The sequence below is a fragment of the Bacteroides togonis genome (genome assembly GCF_900130135.1).
In the GTDB taxonomy this organism is placed as follows: Bacteria; Bacteroidota; Bacteroidia; order Bacteroidales; family Bacteroidaceae; genus Bacteroides; species Bacteroides pullorum.
The window spans coordinates 505,627-525,493 of record NZ_LT670820.1 but is presented as its reverse complement, the minus strand read 5'-3'; the positions used below and the strand labels follow the sequence as shown (position 1 = coordinate 525,493).

Sequence of the window (19,867 nt, the reverse complement as noted above, 5' to 3'; positions counted from 1 at the left end):
TTACCAGTCGAATTTCAAGTGTTTTACGGTCTTCTTTTCGTCGATAATCATGCGGAGCGAATCGATACCGATTTCCACATGCTCGGACACGTAGTTCTGCGTCACCATGCTGTCGCTCTTGTCGGTCTTCACTCCTTCGGGAATCATGGGCTGGTCGGACACCAGCAGCAGGGCGCCTGTAGGGATGTGATTGGCAAACCCGCAGCTGAAGAGGGTGGCCGTCTCCATGTCCACTGCCATGGCGCGCGTCTTCTTGAGGTATTCCTTGAACTGGTCGTCGTGCTCCCAGATGCGGCGGTTGGTGGTATAGACGGTTCCGGTCCAGTAGTCGCGGGCATGGTCGCGGATGGACGACGACACGGCACGCTGCAGCATGAAGGCCGGCAGTGCAGGCACTTCGGGCGGGAAATAGTCGTTCGACGTACCTTCGCCGCGGATGGCCGCAATGGGAAGAATCAAGTCCCCCAGCCTGTTCTTCTTGTCGATGCCTCCGCACTTGCCCAGGAACAGGCAGGCCTTGGGATGGATGGCGCTGAGCAGGTCCATGATGATGGCGGCATTGGGACTTCCCATACCGAAGTTGATGATGGTGATGCCCTCGGCACTGGCCGATATCATGTTGGCGTCACGTCCCAGGATGGGCACATTGAACTTCCCGGCAAACAGCTCCACATACTTGTTGAAGTTGGTCAGCAGGATGTATTCGCCGAAGTCTTCTAGTGGGCGTTTGGTGTAACGTGGCAACCAGTTGGCTACAATTTCTTCTTTAGTTTTCATACGATTTCGTTAATCTATAAGGATTAGGATATGGTCTGCAGAACGGTGTCCTTGCATGGCCGCCGTTCCGCAAACGCAAAAATACAATAATTAGGGAGACGGGAAAAGAAAAAGGCGGAATTTCGTTCATATCTGCGGACAAATTCAGCAGGGATCCCCTGCCCGCTCCTTTTCGGCTTCCCCCGTCTTGCAAGCATCCTGAAGGCATCTACCATGAGTATACGACTGATGTAGGATGAGTATACGACTCATGTAGGATCAGTCGTATACTCATGGTGGAAGAAGATTTTTCTGCTTCAGCCAGGAAATCACCTACGATTCGGGCATCTGCAAATGACAGTCAGAATCATTTACAAACAAATTCTGTTTATTTCTCGCTTGAGCAGTATTCTTACAAGTGGGATTCAATGTCAGTAGGCTTATGTTTTCAGCCTGTCATGGTATCTGAAGGATATATCCCTTTTTCTTAACAGAAACAATATTTATGGTATTATCAGGAGCAAGAATGTGTCGTAAATAAGTAATCTGTACATTCAAAGACATGGAATTAGCATAGCTGATGTCGCCCCATACCTGATTCAGAATTTCATCCCGCGTCACCAGTATGCCGACACTTCGTGACAGCAGAACCAAAATATCCGTCTGACGTGCCGATAGATTACGGGTGATCCCATCGTATGTGACTGTTGAATTCTGGCTGTCAAATAATGTTTTCCCAATCACATAGCGGCATTGAACATCAACTTTCCTGTTTTCAAACCGTTCGTCAATTCTCGCAATCAGCTCTTCGGGATAAAAGGGTTTGGGAATATAGTCATTGCCTTTCAAGTGGAAGCCCTTCAACCGGTCTGCCTTTTCCGTACGGTCAGTCAGGAAAAACAGGAATACCTCACTATCCGTTTCACGGATTTTCTGTGCAAGTTCAAATCCGTTCATTACAGGCATGTTCACATCCAGCAATATCAAGTCGGGATGTTGCCGGTTATACATTTCCCATGCCGCAGCCCCATCGGAAGCGTAGGTCACCGAATACCCTTCGAGTTCCAGGAAACGTTTCAAAAGCAATGAGTTCTGCCTGTCATCATCGACCAGCAAAATATGTATTTCATTTTTATTCATTTTTATTCATTGTGGTAACTCTATAATAAAAGTACTTCCATGATTTAGCTCACTTTCCATGCGTATATTACCCCGGTGTGCTTCAACAAGCATACGGACATAAGCCAGTCCGAGCCCCATGCCTGCTATATCTTTTTCAACGCCAATCCGCCCACGATAGAATTTTTCAAAAACATGTCCTTGTTCCGATTTGGGAATGCCCAATCCATTGTCTTTAACTGAGATACGGACGTGGTCATTGTCACATTTCCGGTAATCTATTTCGATTTCAACCTTTTCGCGCGAATATTTTACTGCATTCTCCAGCAGGTTGTCGATAATGTTAATCATGTGCATCCTGTCAGCAGTGACAATCATATCCTCGTGGGGAAGAACAAGGATACGAACATGCTTGTCGCCTGGTACATTCAGTTTATGGATACACGCATCCAGCAAATCGCGCAGGCTGAACGCTGAAAGATGAAGCGGTATCTCGGTTGACTTGCTGAAAGTCAGATCCCTCAGTTTGGAAAACAAAGCAGACAGGCTGTCCAATGCCGTATGGGAATCTGCAACGACCATTTGCCGGCCCGCAATGTCTTTCATAAGCCGTTCATTGCCCATATAGGAGACACACATCTTGAGCGTTGCAATCGGACGTTTCAGCTCGTGAATCATGGTTTGTATAAAGTCTGACCGGAGATTTTCTATTTTACGCTGTTTGCGGATCGTGGCAATTTGTGCAACAAGGCAAACAACCAATAAAACAGATAAGGCGAATGAAAAGAACAGAATATCCGACATTTCTCTTATAATCAGCGGCAACGCAATCGGGCAATCCATCCGTACCAGCTTCTTACCCAGAATGTCGTAGGGATAGGTTATGGAGAGTACAGGATGGAACAGCGAACCCCATTCCGTACGGGAAGATTCCCAGACTATCGAATCTGCCGTCTCGGTGAAAATGGTATCGAGCCTGATATCGTTGGACCGCATCACCGTATCGAGTTTCTCAACTGAAAAAGGGAACCGTCTGTTAAGACAGCTGCGTTCTATTGCCTCAAGAACCTCCGATTCTTTCCGATCCTGTTTGACAACAATCACTTGCACTTCTCTATCCAGCCAGTCAGGGTGTTGCGTTTCATATATTCGGGAAAACAAATCAGCCGAAAGTGAATCAATTGCTGAACACCGGCGCATATCTGCCGTATAGATATCAAACAAAAACATCTCAGTGTCTCCTCTTACAAACCGTCTGGTCGTATATTCAACGGCCATTTCGTTGTTGACCGCACTCTGACGCACCCTGTTGTATTCATCAACGGATTCAAATACACGGCTGTAAAGTGTATCCGCACAGGTTTGTACCGTGTACTTGTATCGGGAATAAAGCCATTTTCCCTGTACGATGGCAAATAACACGATGACAATGACTGTCAGATAATTCAGTATCTTGATTCTTTTTTCCATGATGCAAATATATGGCAATTTGAATAGAATGGACAGCATGGCCGGGGCAATATTGATCGGCTATAATAATTTAATAATAATTCCATAAGAATAGGATAATGATTATTTTTCCCAGTCTGTCACAGCCCCGATACCTTTGCACAAAAATAGCAATGCGAATATTCTGATGAAAATACGTTCAATATAAATAACCATAAACAGATATTAACCCCATAAAACTTATTGTATATGAAACATCTTTTAATTCTCAGTGCAGGTCTGGAACTTTCCTTGTCATTGTCCGCACAACAAAACGACACGTTCCCCACAGATTATGAATGTCTTTACGAATATCGGGTGACAAATTCAAAATCCATTACGGACACCTATACGACTATTTTACAGATAGGACGTGATTGCTCCTGTTTTATGGATTACACGGCATTCCAGTCCGATTCTGTCAACGCCAGTCCCCATGCTTCCGACGATATAAAAAAATACCGGATGCAGGAAATAAAAAACAGTTTGTTTTTCGACCAGACGGTATTACAGAACCATCCGCAAGGGGAAATGTCTGTTTACAGTGTAATACCGCCTGACTATTATATGTACAAGGAAAAACTTCGCCCGATACAGTGGAGCTTAGGCAATGAAACCGATACCGTCTGTGGTTACGTTTGCAAAAAAGCAACGGGTGAATACGGTGGAAGGAAATGGGTCGTATGGTACGCACCGGAAATACCGACCACTTACGGCCCTTGGAAATTTTGTGGCCTTCCCGGGCTCGTAATGCTGGCTCATGATACGGAGAACATACACCGTTTTGAAGCCATCACTTTCCGCAAGGGCACATTGCCAATAGCTTTGCCGGATATACCCAACATAGTGACCGTAGAAAGAGACAAGTTTGTCAAAAGAAAGAACAAATTTGAAGAGGATCCCATGACAAACATTCCACTGGAATCAATCAGTGATATGACAGTGCAAAAGGACGAAGAAGGGAAAAGCTCCATCCTTATCAACGGTGTACAGTTACGGATTCGCCCCAATGGTTACACTCCCTTGGAATTAGAATGAAAATTTGACTATGCGTTTATTCTTCAGTATATTGTTTGGTGTTATTACAGGTGTCGCTTATTCTCAAAGCCGGGTAGAAGGAATGCTTAGAGATATTTCCGGCGCAGGCATCGACGGTGCGATCATCAAAATTTCTGCGGACAGCACCGTCATTGCCTATGCAATTTCTGACAAGGGACATTTTAATGTTGCCTTTCATACAGGCTCAAAAAAAGTCAAGCTGATTGCCGAGTCGATGGGATATGAATCTGTGGAAAACGAAATCTTGAATATGTCCCAGACCTGCAACATTACCATGAAAGAAAAAGCGACGGAATTGAAAGAAGTGGTCGTAAAGGCCCCCGCCATCTACCAGCGCGGCGATACCTTGTCCTTTCATCTTTCTGCATACACCACCCAAAGTGACTATACATTGAAAGACGCCCTGAAAAAACTTCCGGGCATCGACGTGGAAAAATCAGGCAACATCAAGTACCTGGGGAAAGACATCTCAAACTTTTACATTGACGGCCTGGATTTACTTGGCGGGAAATATAACATAGCGACTACCAATATACCTGCCTCGTATGTAAATTCGGTTCAAGTGCTGAACAACCATCAGGCCGTCAACATGAATAAGGATATTTTTTCTGATGACGTGGCCATAAACATCCACATGAACAACAACGCACGTTTTAAACCCATTGGAACGTATGAAGGCTCTGTCGGGTATGGTGACGACTGGCTATATCAGGCAAGCGGGGCCGGCATGCTTTTCAAGCCCAAGTTCCAGACCATTGCCACATTGAAAATCGGGAACGTACATTCATTCGCTTCAGATGAAGCGGCTTCCCTTTTCGGGGGAATCGAAGAAGAGTCCAAGGCTGAAAAACTGATGGGCAATCTATCGGCTTCCACTCCACCGCTGGACCAAGATCGGTATGCCTCACCTGCCGAACGCATGTTTTCAGTCAATTTTATCCAAAAAATAACAGAAACAGCTACCTTGCGGGGAAACGTCGATTACAGCTATTCCAAAAGCCAATATGATTATGACATCCAACGCAACTTCTACGACGGGAATGAGAATATAATCATCGACCAAAGTATAAATTCGCTGTCCGCCAGTCATGCCCCCAGTTTCTCCATCGTTTATAAAAACAATGCATCGACAAGCTATCTTAACAATTCTCTATTTGGCAAGGCCACATTCCTACGCAACGACTTGCCGACTACAGAAAACGGCCAGGCACTTATGCAGCAACAGTCCATGCGTGACTACTATATTGGAAATAATTTTTCATACAGCTGGCGCAGGAAGAAACTGCGCTGGAGGCTGTCATCATCCGTGTTGTTATTCAACACGCCACAAGTCAGGCTGACTGTCACAAACGAAGGAAACGACATTCATCAAAGTGCAAACAGCTTGAGCTTTCAGACCAAGAATCTCCTGTCTGCGATTTATGATTTCAAGAACTCACGTTTTTATCTTCCACTGTCACTGAACTATTCGGCAGATAAAATGCAAACAGATTTACGGTCCTACCGGGAGAATACAAACAATAAGAATGATATGACAGCCGGTCAATTGAGCGTTGCTTTTGCTCCGCGGTATGAATATACCCATCCGAAACGCATATATGTCTTTCGGGCCGACGTACCGGTGCGGATGGATTACATCTACAACAGAAACCACATACAGAATGAAAAAGATAAATTCAGCTTCTTTTCCGTATGCCCAGGAATTTATTTCAACTATAAATTCAGCAGCCGTTCTACTTTCAGGACGCAAGCAGCCTATACACGAAACTTTGGGGACATCCTGGACTTCCTGACATCCCCGGTGCAGACGGACAACACAACTCAAAAAATCAGTTCCGGCATTCTGCAGGACAATCAATCGTTGATGGCAAACCTGCACTATGACTATAAGATACCATTGGACATGTGGTTTGTAAATGCTGACATCATATACCAACGTGAGCACAGCAATCAGCTGACATCCCAAAAGGTAGCATCAGACTTGATTCAGTCGACTTACCTATACATGCCCAACAATACCCATAACACAACGGCACAACTCGGCATTACCAAACAAATTGAATCCATCAAGACAAAAATTTCATTAAATGGACTATATATATGGAGACAGCAGCAGGCAGAGCAGAACAACTTGCTCACAACCTATTCTTGGCAAAGTGTCGGCATTTCCCCGACAGTGACCTCACAGCCCTGCAAATATGTCGAATTGGATTATTCCGGTGAAATAAGCAAAACTTTCTTGAGCTATGAGGACATCAAGAGAAGTTATTGGTCGCAGGTACATAAAATCTCATTAAAAGTCACACCGATACACTCCCTCATCTTGTCCGCTTCATCAGACATCGTGAAAAAGGATCTAAGCGAAAATCAGAGTAAAACGACGGGCCTACTTGATTTTGACATAACCTGGCTGTTCAAGGCTTTCAGGTTTAATCTGAGCTTGCAGAACGCGTTAAACCAAGATTCATATAGCTATACGATATACAATTCTATCAATACCTATAGCTATAATTACAAACTGCGTGGACGTGAACTACTGTTCACGCTTGCAATGACACTGTAATCCGTTATCAATGGAAAATCCATTTTTCTGTAGAAAATAAAAGTCATGTACAATTTACGCCCAGCATTGTCTTACATCATTCGTACACCCCATTTTTATAGTCCGACTGGTATTGGGAGCAGGTTTTACCGGTCTGCTGCTTGAAGAAACGCATCAGATGGCTCGGATCGGAAAAATGGAATTTGTCGGCCAACTGGCTGACAGTGCAGTCTGTGAAAAGCAAGTCGTTCTTCAGGGCTTCCAACAGCCGTTGTTTCAGCAGGTGATTGGCGGAAACACCGAACTGGGCCACCACTGCATTGTTCAGGGTAACGCGGCTGACGTGCATCATCTCGGCATATTCGGCAACCCGCTGCACGTCGTAGATATGCCGTTCGAGCAAGTCCTTGAACTGATAGGCGTAATTGTTCTTGGGTACATCGACCGGCAGGTGGTAGGCCGAAGCGTATTCACGGTTGATGACCAGCAGAAGATAATACAGGACGGCCACTATCAGATTGTAGCTATCTGCCGTGGGATGGAGCAGTTCCTGCTTGATTTTTCCCAAGAACCTCATGTATTCGTCGAAGGTTTCCTGGGAAACTGACAAATAGGGTGGCGTGTCGGTCTGATAGCAATAGAGCAGACGGTAGACAAAAAACTTGTCGGCAATAAACGTACGCATGAAGTCTTCGCGAAAGATGAGAAAGGTATAGTGCAATGCCCGTTCGTCGACATGCCACTCCTGCCGCTGGTGTGGAGAGAGAAGCAGTACCATGTCGTCATGCAGTTCTATCCGCTTGGAGTTCAGCAAAAGGAATCCGTCGGCCCGGCGGAAAAAGAAAAACTCGAAAAAATCGGTCTTGAACGTTGTATTTTCGGTCAGCACACCGCAAATTTCTTTCCCGTTACCAGTATTGATATAGAAATCCACACCACATTGTGTCTTGCTGAAAGGTACATTGACCAGTTTCGACGGATTGATATTCTTCTTTTTTTGCATAATAAATGAGATGGATGAGGTTGTCGGCAAAGATACGGAATCCATTTATCAAAATGGCATATCTTTCATATTTTAGGGCATAAAGGAATGAATGAAATTTTCCGAACTTTGCAACGGTATTAAAGAAAAAGTGAATATACCGGTCAACCAGATATAACAATAATATGACTACAGAAATTATCAGAACAATCGATGTACAGAGCATCATGACCAAGTCATCGCTGCCAGTCGGAGGATATTCGGTCAATCCGTATGTGGGCTGCCCGCACGCCTGCAAGTATTGTTACGCATCGTTCATGAAGCGCTTCACGGGGCACACCGAAGCTTGGGGAACGTTTCTGGACGTCAAGCGTTGGAAGCCCGTCGGCAATCCGCATAAGTATGACGGCCAGCGGATTGTCATCGGTTCGGTGACGGACGGGTACAATCCTTATGAAGCCGAGTTCGGCAACACGCGCCGACTGCTTGAAGAACTGAAGGGAACGCAGGCTGAAATCATGATCTGCACAAAATCCGATCTGGTCTTGCGCGATCTGGATCTGCTGAAGCGATTCCCCAAAGTGACCGTTTCGTGGTCGGTCAACACCCTCGACGAGCAGTTCCGCAGCGACATGGACCGTGCCGTGAGCATCGAACGCAGACTGACAGCCATGCGCCGGACGTACGAGGCAGGCATCCGCACCGTATGCTTTGTTTCGCCCATCTTCCCCGGCATAACCGATGTCAAGGCCATCATAGAGCGTGTAAAGGATTTTGCCGACCTCATTTGGCTGGAGAACCTCAATCTGCGCGGTCAGTTCAAAGGTGTCATCATGGACTACATCCGTGAAAAGCATCCGTCACTCGTCCCCCTGTACGAAGACATCTACAACCGGAAACGGACTGAGTATTGGCAAAGCCTGGAGAAGGAAATCTCGTCATACGCCGCCGAGCAGGGCTATCCCTACCGCGTGAACGACCTGCCCTACGGACGTTCGGAAAAGGGAAAGCCTGTACTGGTCAATTACTTCTATCACGAAAAAATACGGTTGGGGAAATGACATGCCGCACTCATTGCCCTTTCTCTTCCTTCTTCCCATACTTCCGCTCAAACAGATCCGCATTCCGGTTGCCCCACTCTATCATGGCGTCGATAATTGGGATGAGGGTCTGCCCCAGCGGCGTAATGGCATATTCGGAACGTGGCGGCAACTCGGGAAAGATGTTTTTGGACACCAAGCCGTCCTCCACCAGCTCCTTCAGCTGAATGTCCAGTACACGGGGAGTAGCCTCGGGGAAAAGTTTGTGAAGCTCACTGGGGCGTAAAGGACGATGACGCAGTTCGTCCAGGATACACGATTTCCATTTGGAGTCTATCAGACTCATGGTCAGGCGTAAAGGGCAGTCCAAGTCAACGGGAATTTTTCTTTCATACATAATTTTGTTCTCTATCATTGATTCGGACACAAAGATAGCGATAACTCCCTTATACTGGGATATACCGAATAAATTTTCGGTATATGAATAATTTTTCGGTACTTGCACAGCCCGGTCTTACCCCGTACTTTTGCAGCAGTTATTAACCCGTTAAAACGATTGTCATCATGAGAGCAAGTATCGAAGAGTATGAGGCTGTGGAGAAGGCAGCCATGAAGTTTGTGAAAAGTGTAGCCGAAGGCAACAGCAGTTATGCCAAAGAACTGTTCATCGACGAAGCCGTCTTGTTCGGCTATCTGGACGGAAAACTGGAGCACGGCAGTATTCAGCAATTCTATCACAACGTGGACACCGTAGGTGCAGGACAGGATTTCAAGGCGCGCATCGATGTGGTGGATGTAGAAGAAACGCTGGCCGTTGTCCGTGTGCTGGAAGAAAAATGGGGCGGACGCATCGATTTTACCGATTATCTGCTGCTGATGAAGATGGATGGAGAATGGAAGTGTGTGGCCAAAGCTTATAATCAGAATTCCAATACTGTTCGGAAATAAATAAAAAGAAACACTGACGTATTTTTCAAGGACGGAATATTGAATTCCGTCCTTTTTTGTACTTTTGTCTTCTCTACGAATAGTATATTAATGGAAAGAAACTGCCCATGCCTTCACTGAACCTACCCGTATTCGATGCCAAGATTGCCGTACGCGACGGTAAACGAGTGATATTTGACGTCATTCGCCGCCGTTACGTGGCCCTGACTCCCGAGGAGTGGGTGCGCCAGCACTTCGTTCATTTCCTGATAAATCATAAAGGATACCCTCAGGCACTAATGGCCAACGAAGTACAAGTGCAACTGAACGGCACACGAAAGCGATGCGATACCGTACTTTACCGTCGTGACCTGTCAGCACGCATGATTATAGAGTATAAGGCACCTGAAATACAGATTACTCAAGCTGTTTTCGACCAAATTACACGCTACAATATGGTATTGAAAGTCGATTATCTGATTGTCAGTAATGGTCTCCAGCACTATTGTTGTCGTATGGACTATGTTAATGGAGGATATCAGTTCCTACCCGATGTGCCTGCTTACAACGAACTTTAGCCCTATCTTCCCATGATCTGCTCCATATCTGCTCCGTACATTCTCCGTGAGAAAGTACCTATACGTGGACTTGGTACGGAGCAGGTACGGAGATGGTTTTATGTTTGCCTGTTTTTGCAGGATTTTGCAAGGAAGAACTTTTAAAAATTAGTATGAAAAACGTATGATTTGAAACAAAGAATACTAACTTTGCGCTTGTAACTATCAAAGAAAACACGTTATGGACACAAACCGTTTCTTCAGTAAGGAAGAAAAGCAGATGCTTATACCCCTCTATCGCAAGTTATTACAACTGTCAGGTGACACGTTGCTACCAGGCGACTGCCGTAAATTAAAAGCACATCTTGTGGCCTGTGCCGCTACAGAAGCCCTACAACGCGATGTATTCGGGTTGAATCCAGTCATTAAAAACATGCAGACAGCTGTGATTGTAGCAGAAGAGATAGGTATGCGACGCGCCTCTATCCTGGCTCTGATGCTTCATGAGGTCGTACGGAGTGGGCAATGTACGGCTGAAGATATTCATCGCGAATATGGTGAAGACGTGGCTGGCATTATTCGTGGCCTGATTCGTGTAAATGAACTTTATTCTAAAAGTCCTACCATTGAGTCTGAGAATTTCCGCAATTTACTCCTCTCTTTTGCCGAGGATATGCGCGTTATTCTTATCATGATAGCCGACCGTGTGAATATTATGCGGCAGATTAAAGATGCCGAGAATGACGAAGCACGTCGCCGGGCTGCCAACGAGGCTGCTTATCTGTATGCGCCGTTGGCCCATAAGCTGGGTTTATACAAACTGAAATCTGAACTGGAAGATCTTTCTCTGAAATATACAGAACACGATGTTTATTACCATATCAAGGATAAGCTGAATGCCACCAAGGCTGCACGCGACCGTTATATAGCTGCTTTCATTGCACCGGTACAGAAGAAACTGGAGGAAGCGGGACTAAAGTTCCACATCAAAGGACGCACCAAGTCCATCCACTCCATCTACCAGAAGATGAAGAAACAGAAGTGCCCCTTCGAAGGCGTGTACGATCTGTTTGCCATCCGTGTCATCCTAGACTCTCCGCTGGAGAAGGAGAAACTGGAATGCTGGCAAGCTTACTCCATCGTAACCGACATGTATCAACCCAATCCTAAACGCCTGCGCGACTGGCTTTCCGTACCGAAAAGCAATGGCTACGAGTCGCTGCACATCACCGTCATGGGCCCCGAAGGTAAATGGGTGGAGGTGCAGATACGTACCGAACGCATGGATGAAATAGCCGAACGAGGTTTGGCCGCCCACTGGCGTTACAAAGGTATCAAAGGAGAGAGTGGATTGGACGAATGGCTGACTTCGGTACGCGAAGCGCTCGAGAGTTCGGATAGCGACCTGGAGGCAATGGATCGTTTCAAGCTGGATCTGTATGAGGATGAGGTGTTTGTCTTCACGCCCAAGGGTGACCTCTTTAAGCTGGGTAAGGGTGCCACGGTACTCGATTTCGCTTTCCATATCCACACCAAGTTGGGGTGCAAGTGTATCGGTGCCAAGGTAAACGGACGCAATGTGCAGCTTAAGCAGGTGCTTCAGAGTGGTGATCAGGTGGAAATTATGACTTCGAATACGCAGACGCCCAAGCAGGATTGGCTGAATATCGTTACTACCTCAAAGGCGCGTACCAAGATACGCCAGGCCTTGAAGGAAATGGCATCCCGTCAGACAGCCTTTGCACGCGAAACGCTGGAGCGTAAATTCAAAAACCGAAAGATAGAATATGATGAAGCCGTAATGATGCGGCTCATCAAGCGTATGGGTTACAAGGTAGTTACTGAGTTTTATCAGGCTATTGCCGATGGAGCATTGGATGTAAACGACATCATCGACCGCTATCTGGAACTGCAGAAGCGCGAGAACGACATCCGCGAGGAAGTACAGTACCGTAGCGCCGAAGAATATAATCTGCAACCTCAGACGCCGGAAGACGGTTCGGTCAAGGAGGATGTACTCGTTATCGACCAGAACCTGAAAGGCATTGACTTCAAGCTTGCCAAGTGTTGTAATCCTATCTACGGCGATGATGTGTTTGGCTTCGTCAGCGTGACAGGTGGTATTAAGATTCACCGTTGTGACTGTCCCAATGCTGCCGAACTTCATGCCCGTTTCGGCTACCGTATCGTGAAGGCACGCTGGGCCGGCAAGGGCGAAGGCACACAATATCCCATTACCCTTCGTGTGGTAGGCCATGACGACATAGGTATTGTGACCAACATCACTTCCATCATTTCGAAGGAAACGGGTATCACGTTGCGCAGCATCGGCATCAACTCGAACGATGGTCTTTTCTCGGGCACGCTGACCGTCATGGTGGGCGATACAGGACGCCTTGAAGCACTTATCAAGAAACTGCGAACAGTAAAAGGAGTAAAACAAGTGGAGAGAAACTAACTTCTTATATGCATTATGATTACAAAAAACAGCTACGCAGCTTCGGCTATGCCTGGAAAGGTATCCGTAGTTGCGTAGGCAAAGAACAGAACCTCAGTTTTCACCTCATTACCACTGTCTGTGTGGTAACGGCAGGTTGGTGCTTCTGCATCACACGGGGAGAGTGGATTGCTATCGTTCTTTGCATCGGTATGGTGATAGCTGCCGAGCTTTTCAACAGTGCCATCGAACGGTTGGTAGACTTTGTTTCGCCGCAACGCCATCCCATGGCAGGACAGGTAAAAGACATCGCCGCCGGAGCGGTGTTGGTGTGCGCTCTGGCGGCGATTGTCGTCGGGGTGATAATTTTTATACCTTATCTTACCCGTTTCTTCTTATAATAAGGACGTGTAGCGAAAACGAACATAAGTATCGCCAGTACCAATGCACTCATCGCCAGTGTGTCTTCACCTATCGGCACTTTGTCTTGGCTATTCATGACGCACATAGTCCATGTACCAATTATTAGTCCCCCATCCATCAGCAGGTTGAAAGTCATATTACCTGTAGCTCGCTGGCAATGGTGAGACAATTTGACAAACATTTTCACCCACAGCGGAGTGAGCAGCGGAAGTACCAGCATGGGCAACATCCATATCCAACTTATGGACGCAGAAAGGCCTGTCAAAAATGAACCAATAATACCGAATGAAAAAGCCAATATACCGACATTGAGTGCAGGCAGCCAAGCTCGTCCCAGCAGAAACCGATCCAAGCTACATAGCTTCAAACCGATAGGAGCACGGAAAGATACATATATCGTAGTACATAGCAAGATGCCGATGGCACACAACAGAGCAGATGCATACGACAGCCACGCCAGTGGATAATGGCCGATTCCCCAAGCTCCCGCTGTCAGTCCTGCAACCATACCTACTCGTCCGCAGAAGGCGAAGAGCATGTTTCCTGACGTACGATGGCCCGATAGGGTGATATCGATGCTGATGGTGGTTCCCGCTCCCGATGCCAAGGCAAAGCAGGCTCCTTGAAGCAGGGCAAGCCATGCGTAATGAGCTTCGTAGATATACGATGCCACAGCCATGGTTATGCCAACTCCTGTGTATGATAGCAACAAAATATGTTTCCGCTTAAAGGCGTCGGCCAGATAGGCATGAAAGGGACCTACGAGCAACATCCCAGCTAAAAAAGCCGGATAAATGCACGTTGCATCGTCAGCCAAAGCCATCGGAAGCACGCCAAGCAGCATGTACACCGCGGCATACAGCAGGAAATTGGCGGCACACATAGCCCTAAGCCCATGCGTCAACAAACGGCCATCAATATTGTTCTTTCTCATTGGGAAAGTCTAAGTTCTTCACATCGCTTACGTAGCGGCTAATGGCATCCGTCATCACCGTGTGCAGGTCGGCATAACGACGCAGGAAGCGTGGGCGGAAACCATTGTTCATGCCCAGCATATCCTGACATACCAATACCTGTCCATCCACCTCACCGCCGGCACCAATGCCGATAACGGGAATAGTCAGTTCGTGAGCCACGCGGGCAGCCAGTGCGGCGGGAATCTTCTCCAGTACCAGTGCGAAGCATCCTGCCTCTTCCAACAGATGGGCGTCGCGTACCAGTTTCTCGGCTTCGGCTTCGTCCTTGGCACGGACGGTGTAGGTGCCGTACTTGTTGATGCTCTGTGGCATCAGACCCAGATGTCCCATCAAGGGAATGCCTGCACTTAAGATACGTTTCACTGTGCCGATGATTTCTTCACCGCCCTCCAGTTTCAAGGCGTCGGCATGGCTCTCTTTCATGATACGAATAGCCGAGGCAAGACCTTCGAGCTCGTTGCCCTGATAGGAGCCGAAAGGCATGTCCACTACCACCATGGCACGCTTCACACCGCGTACCACTGACTTCCCGTGGTAGATCATTTGGTCCAGTGTGATAGGTAGTGTTGTTACATTACCTGCCATGACGTTAGAGGCAGAGTCACCCACCAGAATAACATCTACACCTGCACCATCTACAATCTGTGCCATGGTGTAATCGTATGATGTCAACATTGATATCTTTTCGCCTCTTTGTTTCATTTCTATGAGGCGATGAGTAGTCACTTTACGTGTGTCGTCTGAAATGTATCCAGCCATTTTTACTTAATATTTAAAGGGTTATTGTTCTGAATAATCGATTACAAAGTTACAGCTTTTTCTTATTGCTTCTTCACTTTCAGCATCTTTTCATAAGTAAAGTCACGGAAGTCATCTATAACAGCATGGCACAGCGGAGTGATGGCTTCACACGCATTGGTCGTAGCAAGCCCGATGACGTTAGCTCCTGAAGCCATTCCTGCTCGTAAACCATTGAATGAATCTTCGAAAACCCAAGTCGTATCCGGTTCGGATCCAAGTACTTGCATACCCAGCAGAAAACAGTCGGGTGCAGGTTTTGAGGCTGTAAACATTTCTGCTGTCAAAATGCGGTCGATCAGACAGTCAAGGTCTGGATGAACGCGACGTACGGCTGCCATTTTCTTATCGTTGGAACTGGTGACGACAGCCATTGGTACGTTATGACGACGCAAGTCGTCGATAAACTCAAGTACACCGGGAATAAAATCGAATGTCATCTGTTGTTCGAACTGATCGAGGGCAGCGGTAATCTCTTTTTGCCGTTCTGCCATGTTGGGTAAAAATGTTTCGTAAATGTAAGTTAAGGTCTGTCCCTTGATGCGTGTTTCGAGGTCTGCCATACCCAGATAGTCTATACCAATGCGGTGCCAAAAGACACTATATTGCGTTTCGGTATCTATCACCACGCCATCAAAATCGAAGAGGACAGCGGTATTCGTTTTGTTGTTATCCATAAACTTTTCGTCAAAAATCGGACGCAAAGGTCTGAAAAGTATCCGTATCCTGCAAGTTTTTCTAACTTTAAATAAATAAGGCTATGTTTCAAAGGTAAGAACTCGAAAACCCATTTTCGGCTTTGTTCTTCGCTCGGTTTATACTATCTTTGTTGCGAATAATCCTTATACGACAGCATATGAACAATCCGCACATACTCGGTACCGAACACATCGGGAAGTTGCTCGTGCAGTATTCCATCCCTGCCATTATCAGCATGACCATCGTGTCGCTCTACAACATCATCGACAGCATCTTCATCGGCCACGGTGTGGGCCCCATGGCCATCGCGGGCCTGGCCATCACCTTCCCGCTGATGAACCTGACGGCGGCCTTCTGCAACCTCGTTTCGGCGGGCGGCTCCACCATCTCGTCCATCCGCCTGGGGCAGAAGGACATGGAGGGCGTGAACAAGGTGTTGGGCAACACGCTGATGCTCTGCCTCGTCAACGCCGTGGTGTTCGGCGGACTGACGTTCATCTTCCTCGACGCCATCCTGCGCTTCTTCGGCGCCAGCGGCGAGACGCTGCCCTATGCACGCGACTTCATGCAGGTCATCCTGCTGGGCACGCCCATCACCTTCACCATGATTGGGCTGAACCACGTGATGCGCGCCACTGGCCATCCGAAGAAGGCCATGCTGACATCGCTCACCACCGTGGTGTGCAACATCATCCTCGCTCCCATCTTCATTTTCCAGTTCGGTTGGGGCATACGGGGCGCGGCTCTGGCCACGGTCATTTCGCAATTCATCGGAATGTTGTGGGTACTCAACCACTTTCTCCAGCGTTCCAACCCCATCCGCCTGCGACATGGTTTCCAGCGCATGGAGCGGCGCATCGTGGGCAGTATCTTCTCCATCGGCATGTCGCCGTTCCTGATGAACGTCACGGCCTGTGCCATCGTCATCATCATCAATAACAGCCTGCAACGCCACGGGGGCGACATGGCCATCGGTGCCTATGGCATCATCAACCGCCTGCTGATGCTCTACGTTATGGTGGTAATGGGGCTGACGATGGGCATGCAGCCCATTACGGGCTATAATTTCGGAGCACGGCGGCTGGACCGTGTGAAGCAGGTGCTGCGCTTGGGCATCACGGCGGGTGTGTGTATCACCTCGAGCGGTTTCCTCATCTGCGAGCTTTTTCCCCACGCGGTGGCTTCGGTCTTCACGTCGGACGAGGCGCTTATCAACATGGCCGCCCGCGGCGTGCGCATCTGTGTGGCTATCTTCCCCTTCGTGGGGGCACAGATTGTCATCGGCAACTTCTTCCAGAGCATCGGCATGGCCAAGATCAGCATCTTTATGTCGCTGACGCGCCAGCTGCTCTACCTGCTGCCCTGCCTGCTGGTGTTCCCGCAGTTCATGGGGCTGGACGGCATTTGGACGAGCATGCCCGTGAGCGACTTCTTCGCCTTCGTCACAGCTGTACTAATTCTTCTGTGGTACGTCCGTCGGAAACATCTGTTCTATCCGCAAACCATACAATAACACCACATTTTCGTTTTATGGGTGGGTGTCTTAGCATAAGCGAATCCCCCTGCCCTTCCCTCATGGAGAGAAAAGCAGGGAGAACTTTTTTATTCGCTTTTACTCGCTCTTGATGCTCAGCACTGGGTTCTCGTTGGCGATGCGCCAGGCCTTCAGCACTACGATAGCCACAATCAGCACCAGCAGCAAGAGGGCCAGCAGGGCGTACCACGCGGGCGAGAGCAGGCGGCTGTCGGCAAACTGCTGCATCCACTGGCCGGAGACGTACCACGCCGCGGCCATGCCTGCCGCGACGGCCAGGACGGCTATCTTGAGAATGTCCAGCGAGAGCAGGCGCAGGATGTCGGACGCTTCAGCGCCGTTCACCTTGCGGACGGCTATCTCCTTGCTGCGGCGCTGCGTCTCGTCGCTGACGTAGCCGATGAGCCCCATCAGCACGATAAGGATGATGCAGGCGGTGGTGACCCACACGGTGTTGCGGAAGGTGGAGACGCTGGCGTTCTGCTCGCGGCGGATGTCCTGATAGGTGGTGAACTCCAGCGACAGGTCGGGATAGGCAGACTTGATGAAGGCGTTCAGGCGCTTCAGGTTATCGTCCAGCGGGGCCTTCAGGCGGACATTGAAGGTGCGGACGCGGTCGTTCAGGATGAAGGCGGTGCAGGTCTGGCTCGCGAAGAAGCCCATGTTGCGTACATTCTCCACCACGCCTGTCACGATGGCTGGTTCTTCCAGTCCTGCCCATGAGGGATCGATGGGCAGCTTGCGGCCGATGGCGGTGTCGCCCCACTTCAACGTCTCTACTGTCTTGCGGCCCACCACGGCTTCGCCCCGATGCTGCGGCCAATGGCCTTCCAGCAACTGGAGGCCTGTCACCTGGGGGAAATCCTTCTCTATTTGCGTGAAGTGCAGGGGGCAGATGAAGTTGCCCTGGTTGTCCAGCAGCCGATCGGTGCTGAAGTGGGCCAGTAGATGGGAGCCACTGCCCGCCACGGCTTCCACATACGGTTCGCGGCGGATGGCGTCGGCCACGCCCTGCGCCCGTCGGATGTCGCCCGTCACCGTCCCCACGGCCAGCCCTTCGGCATGGAAGCCCACACTGCGGGTCATCAGGTCGTGATACTGCCACACAGTAGTCAGCAGCAGACCGCCGATGAAGGACACGCCGATGAACTGCACCGTCAGCAATCCACGCTTCCACGAACGCTTGCCGTCGGTGTAGCGGCGGAACACTTGCGTCACAGGGATGCGGGCATAGATGCGCCCTGGTACCACGCCCGCCATGAGGAAGAGCAGCAGCACCGTGCCCAGCGGCACATAGAGCGTCTGCCAGGTGAAGAGGTCGGTCAGGCGGCTGCCCAACAGCTCTTCCACCTGCTCGCGCAGCAGCCACAACAGTACGCCGCCGCAAAGGATGGAGGCCGTCACCAGCAGCCCCGTCTCCCAGAGGAACATCGAGAGGATGTGCCAGCCGTCGGCGCCGCTGCACTTGTGCACGCCCACCAGCTTGGCTCGCCGGCTCATGGCGGCCACGGCACGCAGCACGTAGTTCAGGATGGACACGAAGAAGATGGAGAAGCCCAGCACGCCGAGGATGACCAGTCGCCGCGTGCTGTCGGGATAAGAACGGTAAACCTTGTGGATGGGCAGGACGCTGTATTCCGTCACCACGTCGTCGCCCAGGTGTGGGTCAGTGTATTGCTCCACCGCCTGCTGGATGCGGCTGTTCATCGCGTCCACGTCGGCAGGCTGCTTCAGGCGGAACAGCACGCCGTAGAGGTTGTTCATGTTCCACGTGCCCCGCCCGTAGGCCCAGTCCAGGGCAGCCATGGGGAGCAGCAGGTCGTGGGGCATAATGCTGTTGCGCGGCACGTCGGCATAGATGCCGCGGATGGTGACGTCGAACAGCTTCTCAACGGAAAGCACCTTGCCGATGGGGCTTTCGCCGCCATAGAGCCGGCGGGCCATGCTTTCGGAGATGAAGGCGTTGCCCTGCACCCCTAAGTCCTTGGGGTTGCCCTGCAGCAGGGGAAGGCCGGTGGTGGCGAAGTAGGCCGTGTCGGCAAAGAGGGTCTGGATGTCGTCCAGCTTCTTGTCGTCCTTGTAGAAGGCGGGCCTCCAGAAGTTGGACGTCAGGCAGGCGCTCTCCACCAGCTCGGGGAAGGCCTCGCTGAGGTCGGCCGCGGCGGGACGGTAGGTGAAGTAATTGTATCCGGCTTCGGGCACTCCCTTGTTCACGTTTCTCATGCGTAGTCTGACGAGCGTGTCGGGGTTCGGATAGAAGCGGTCGTAGCTCAGCTCGTAGGCTATCTGCGCGAAGAGCAGCACGCCCATCGCCAGTCCCAGCGTGAGGGAGATGATTTTCTCCGCGGTGCCTCCATGGCCGCGAAGAAGGGTCTGTAGGGTGTAGTATAGGTGTCTCATTTTAATGAAGAATTAAGAATGAAGAATTAGGAATGAAGAATTAGGAATGAAGAATTAGGAATGAAGAATTAGGAATGAAGAATTGGTACCGCATGGCTAATTCTTCATTCTTCGTTCTTCATTCTTCAT

At 49.2% G+C, this 19,867-nt stretch carries 17 protein-coding genes; 8 read left to right on the top strand and 9 right to left on the bottom strand.

Annotation, left to right across the window (positions count from 1 at the left end; genetic code table 11):
- The 3 genes from BQ8005_RS02355 to BQ8005_RS02345 form a co-directional block, all read right to left on the bottom strand.
- Entirely contained in the window at positions 1 to 777 is a 777-nt protein-coding gene (locus BQ8005_RS02355) for an AMP nucleosidase (RefSeq protein ID WP_075316911.1), read from the bottom strand.
- 435 nt (positions 778 to 1,212) lie between these two features.
- Positions 1,213 to 1,896, bottom strand: a complete 684-nt coding sequence (locus BQ8005_RS02350) for a response regulator transcription factor (protein WP_075316910.1) — start codon at positions 1,894 to 1,896, stop codon at positions 1,213 to 1,215.
- Between the two features lie 6 nt (positions 1,897 to 1,902).
- Positions 1,903 to 3,345 (bottom strand): sensor histidine kinase, encoded by a 1,443-nt coding sequence (locus tag BQ8005_RS02345; RefSeq protein WP_075316909.1) that lies wholly within the window; start codon positions 3,343 to 3,345, stop codon positions 1,903 to 1,905.
- A 228-nt stretch (positions 3,346 to 3,573) separates the two neighbouring features.
- On the opposite strand from BQ8005_RS02345, the gene BQ8005_RS02340 reads away from it, so the two are divergent.
- Positions 3,574 to 4,401 (top strand): GLPGLI family protein, encoded by an 828-nt coding sequence (locus tag BQ8005_RS02340; protein ID WP_075316908.1) that lies wholly within the window; start codon positions 3,574 to 3,576, stop codon positions 4,399 to 4,401.
- Between the two features lie 82 nt (positions 4,402 to 4,483).
- Positions 4,484 to 6,985, top strand: a complete 2,502-nt coding sequence (locus BQ8005_RS02335) for a hypothetical protein (protein ID WP_075318854.1) — start codon at positions 4,484 to 4,486, stop codon at positions 6,983 to 6,985.
- 76 nt (positions 6,986 to 7,061) lie between these two features.
- On the opposite strand, the gene BQ8005_RS02330 is transcribed toward BQ8005_RS02335, so the two are convergent.
- Positions 7,062 to 7,967: a helix-turn-helix domain-containing protein gene (locus BQ8005_RS02330; protein WP_075316907.1), complete on the bottom strand. Its 906-nt coding sequence runs from the start codon at positions 7,965 to 7,967 to the stop codon at positions 7,062 to 7,064.
- Between the two features lie 164 nt (positions 7,968 to 8,131).
- Between BQ8005_RS02330 and BQ8005_RS02325 the strand changes: the two genes are divergently transcribed.
- Positions 8,132 to 9,007: a radical SAM mobile pair protein B gene (locus BQ8005_RS02325; RefSeq protein ID WP_021848084.1), complete on the top strand. Its 876-nt coding sequence runs from the start codon at positions 8,132 to 8,134 to the stop codon at positions 9,005 to 9,007.
- Between the two features lie 10 nt (positions 9,008 to 9,017).
- Here BQ8005_RS02325 and BQ8005_RS02320 read toward each other — a convergent pair whose 3' ends face one another.
- Positions 9,018 to 9,383, bottom strand: coding sequence for a winged helix-turn-helix transcriptional regulator (locus tag BQ8005_RS02320; RefSeq protein ID WP_075318852.1), 366 nt, complete (start codon positions 9,381 to 9,383; stop codon positions 9,018 to 9,020).
- A gap of 167 nt (positions 9,384 to 9,550) precedes the next feature.
- Between BQ8005_RS02320 and BQ8005_RS02315 the strand changes: the two genes are divergently transcribed.
- The 4 genes from BQ8005_RS02315 to BQ8005_RS02300 all read left to right on the top strand — a co-directional run bounded on the left by BQ8005_RS02315 (position 9,551) and on the right by BQ8005_RS02300 (position 13,308).
- The gene (locus BQ8005_RS02315) at positions 9,551 to 9,934 is read left to right on the top strand and encodes a nuclear transport factor 2 family protein (RefSeq protein ID WP_021848086.1); all 384 of its coding nucleotides are present in this window, start codon (positions 9,551 to 9,553) and stop codon (positions 9,932 to 9,934) included.
- 107 nt (positions 9,935 to 10,041) lie between these two features.
- Positions 10,042 to 10,491: a type I restriction enzyme HsdR N-terminal domain-containing protein gene (locus tag BQ8005_RS02310; RefSeq protein WP_075316906.1), complete on the top strand. Its 450-nt coding sequence runs from the start codon at positions 10,042 to 10,044 to the stop codon at positions 10,489 to 10,491.
- A gap of 220 nt (positions 10,492 to 10,711) precedes the next feature.
- Positions 10,712 to 12,928 carry a RelA/SpoT family protein gene (locus tag BQ8005_RS02305; protein ID WP_075316905.1) on the top strand — a complete coding sequence of 739 codons (2,217 nt, stop codon included), beginning with the start codon at positions 10,712 to 10,714 and terminating at the stop codon, positions 12,926 to 12,928.
- A gap of 8 nt (positions 12,929 to 12,936) precedes the next feature.
- Positions 12,937 to 13,308 (top strand): diacylglycerol kinase family protein, encoded by a 372-nt coding sequence (locus BQ8005_RS02300; RefSeq protein WP_075316904.1) that lies wholly within the window; start codon positions 12,937 to 12,939, stop codon positions 13,306 to 13,308.
- On the opposite strand, the gene BQ8005_RS02295 is transcribed toward BQ8005_RS02300, so the two are convergent.
- The 3 genes from BQ8005_RS02295 to BQ8005_RS02285 all read right to left on the bottom strand — a co-directional run bounded on the left by BQ8005_RS02295 (position 13,284) and on the right by BQ8005_RS02285 (position 15,782).
- Positions 13,284 to 14,264 carry an MFS transporter gene (locus BQ8005_RS02295; protein ID WP_075316903.1) on the bottom strand — a complete coding sequence of 327 codons (981 nt, stop codon included), beginning with the start codon at positions 14,262 to 14,264 and terminating at the stop codon, positions 13,284 to 13,286. The genes BQ8005_RS02300 and BQ8005_RS02295 overlap by 25 nt on opposite strands.
- Positions 14,245 to 15,066 carry a 3-methyl-2-oxobutanoate hydroxymethyltransferase gene (gene panB, locus BQ8005_RS02290; RefSeq protein WP_021848091.1) on the bottom strand — a complete coding sequence of 274 codons (822 nt, stop codon included), beginning with the start codon at positions 15,064 to 15,066 and terminating at the stop codon, positions 14,245 to 14,247. The genes BQ8005_RS02295 and panB overlap by 20 nt, the downstream gene beginning before the upstream one ends.
- A gap of 62 nt (positions 15,067 to 15,128) precedes the next feature.
- Positions 15,129 to 15,782, bottom strand: coding sequence for an HAD family hydrolase (locus BQ8005_RS02285; protein ID WP_075316902.1), 654 nt, complete (start codon positions 15,780 to 15,782; stop codon positions 15,129 to 15,131).
- 179 nt (positions 15,783 to 15,961) lie between these two features.
- Here BQ8005_RS02285 and BQ8005_RS02280 point away from each other — a divergent pair, with 179 nt between their 5' ends.
- On the top strand, positions 15,962 to 17,317 hold the full coding sequence (locus tag BQ8005_RS02280) for an MATE family efflux transporter (RefSeq protein WP_075316901.1): 1,356 nt from the start codon (positions 15,962 to 15,964) through the stop codon (positions 17,315 to 17,317).
- Positions 17,318 to 17,416: 99 nt separating this feature from the next.
- Here the strand turns inward: BQ8005_RS02280 and BQ8005_RS02275 are convergent, their stop codons facing one another.
- On the bottom strand, positions 17,417 to 19,738 hold the full coding sequence (locus BQ8005_RS02275) for an ABC transporter permease (RefSeq protein ID WP_075316900.1): 2,322 nt from the start codon (positions 19,736 to 19,738) through the stop codon (positions 17,417 to 17,419).
- Positions 19,739 to 19,867 lie beyond the last annotated feature (129 nt).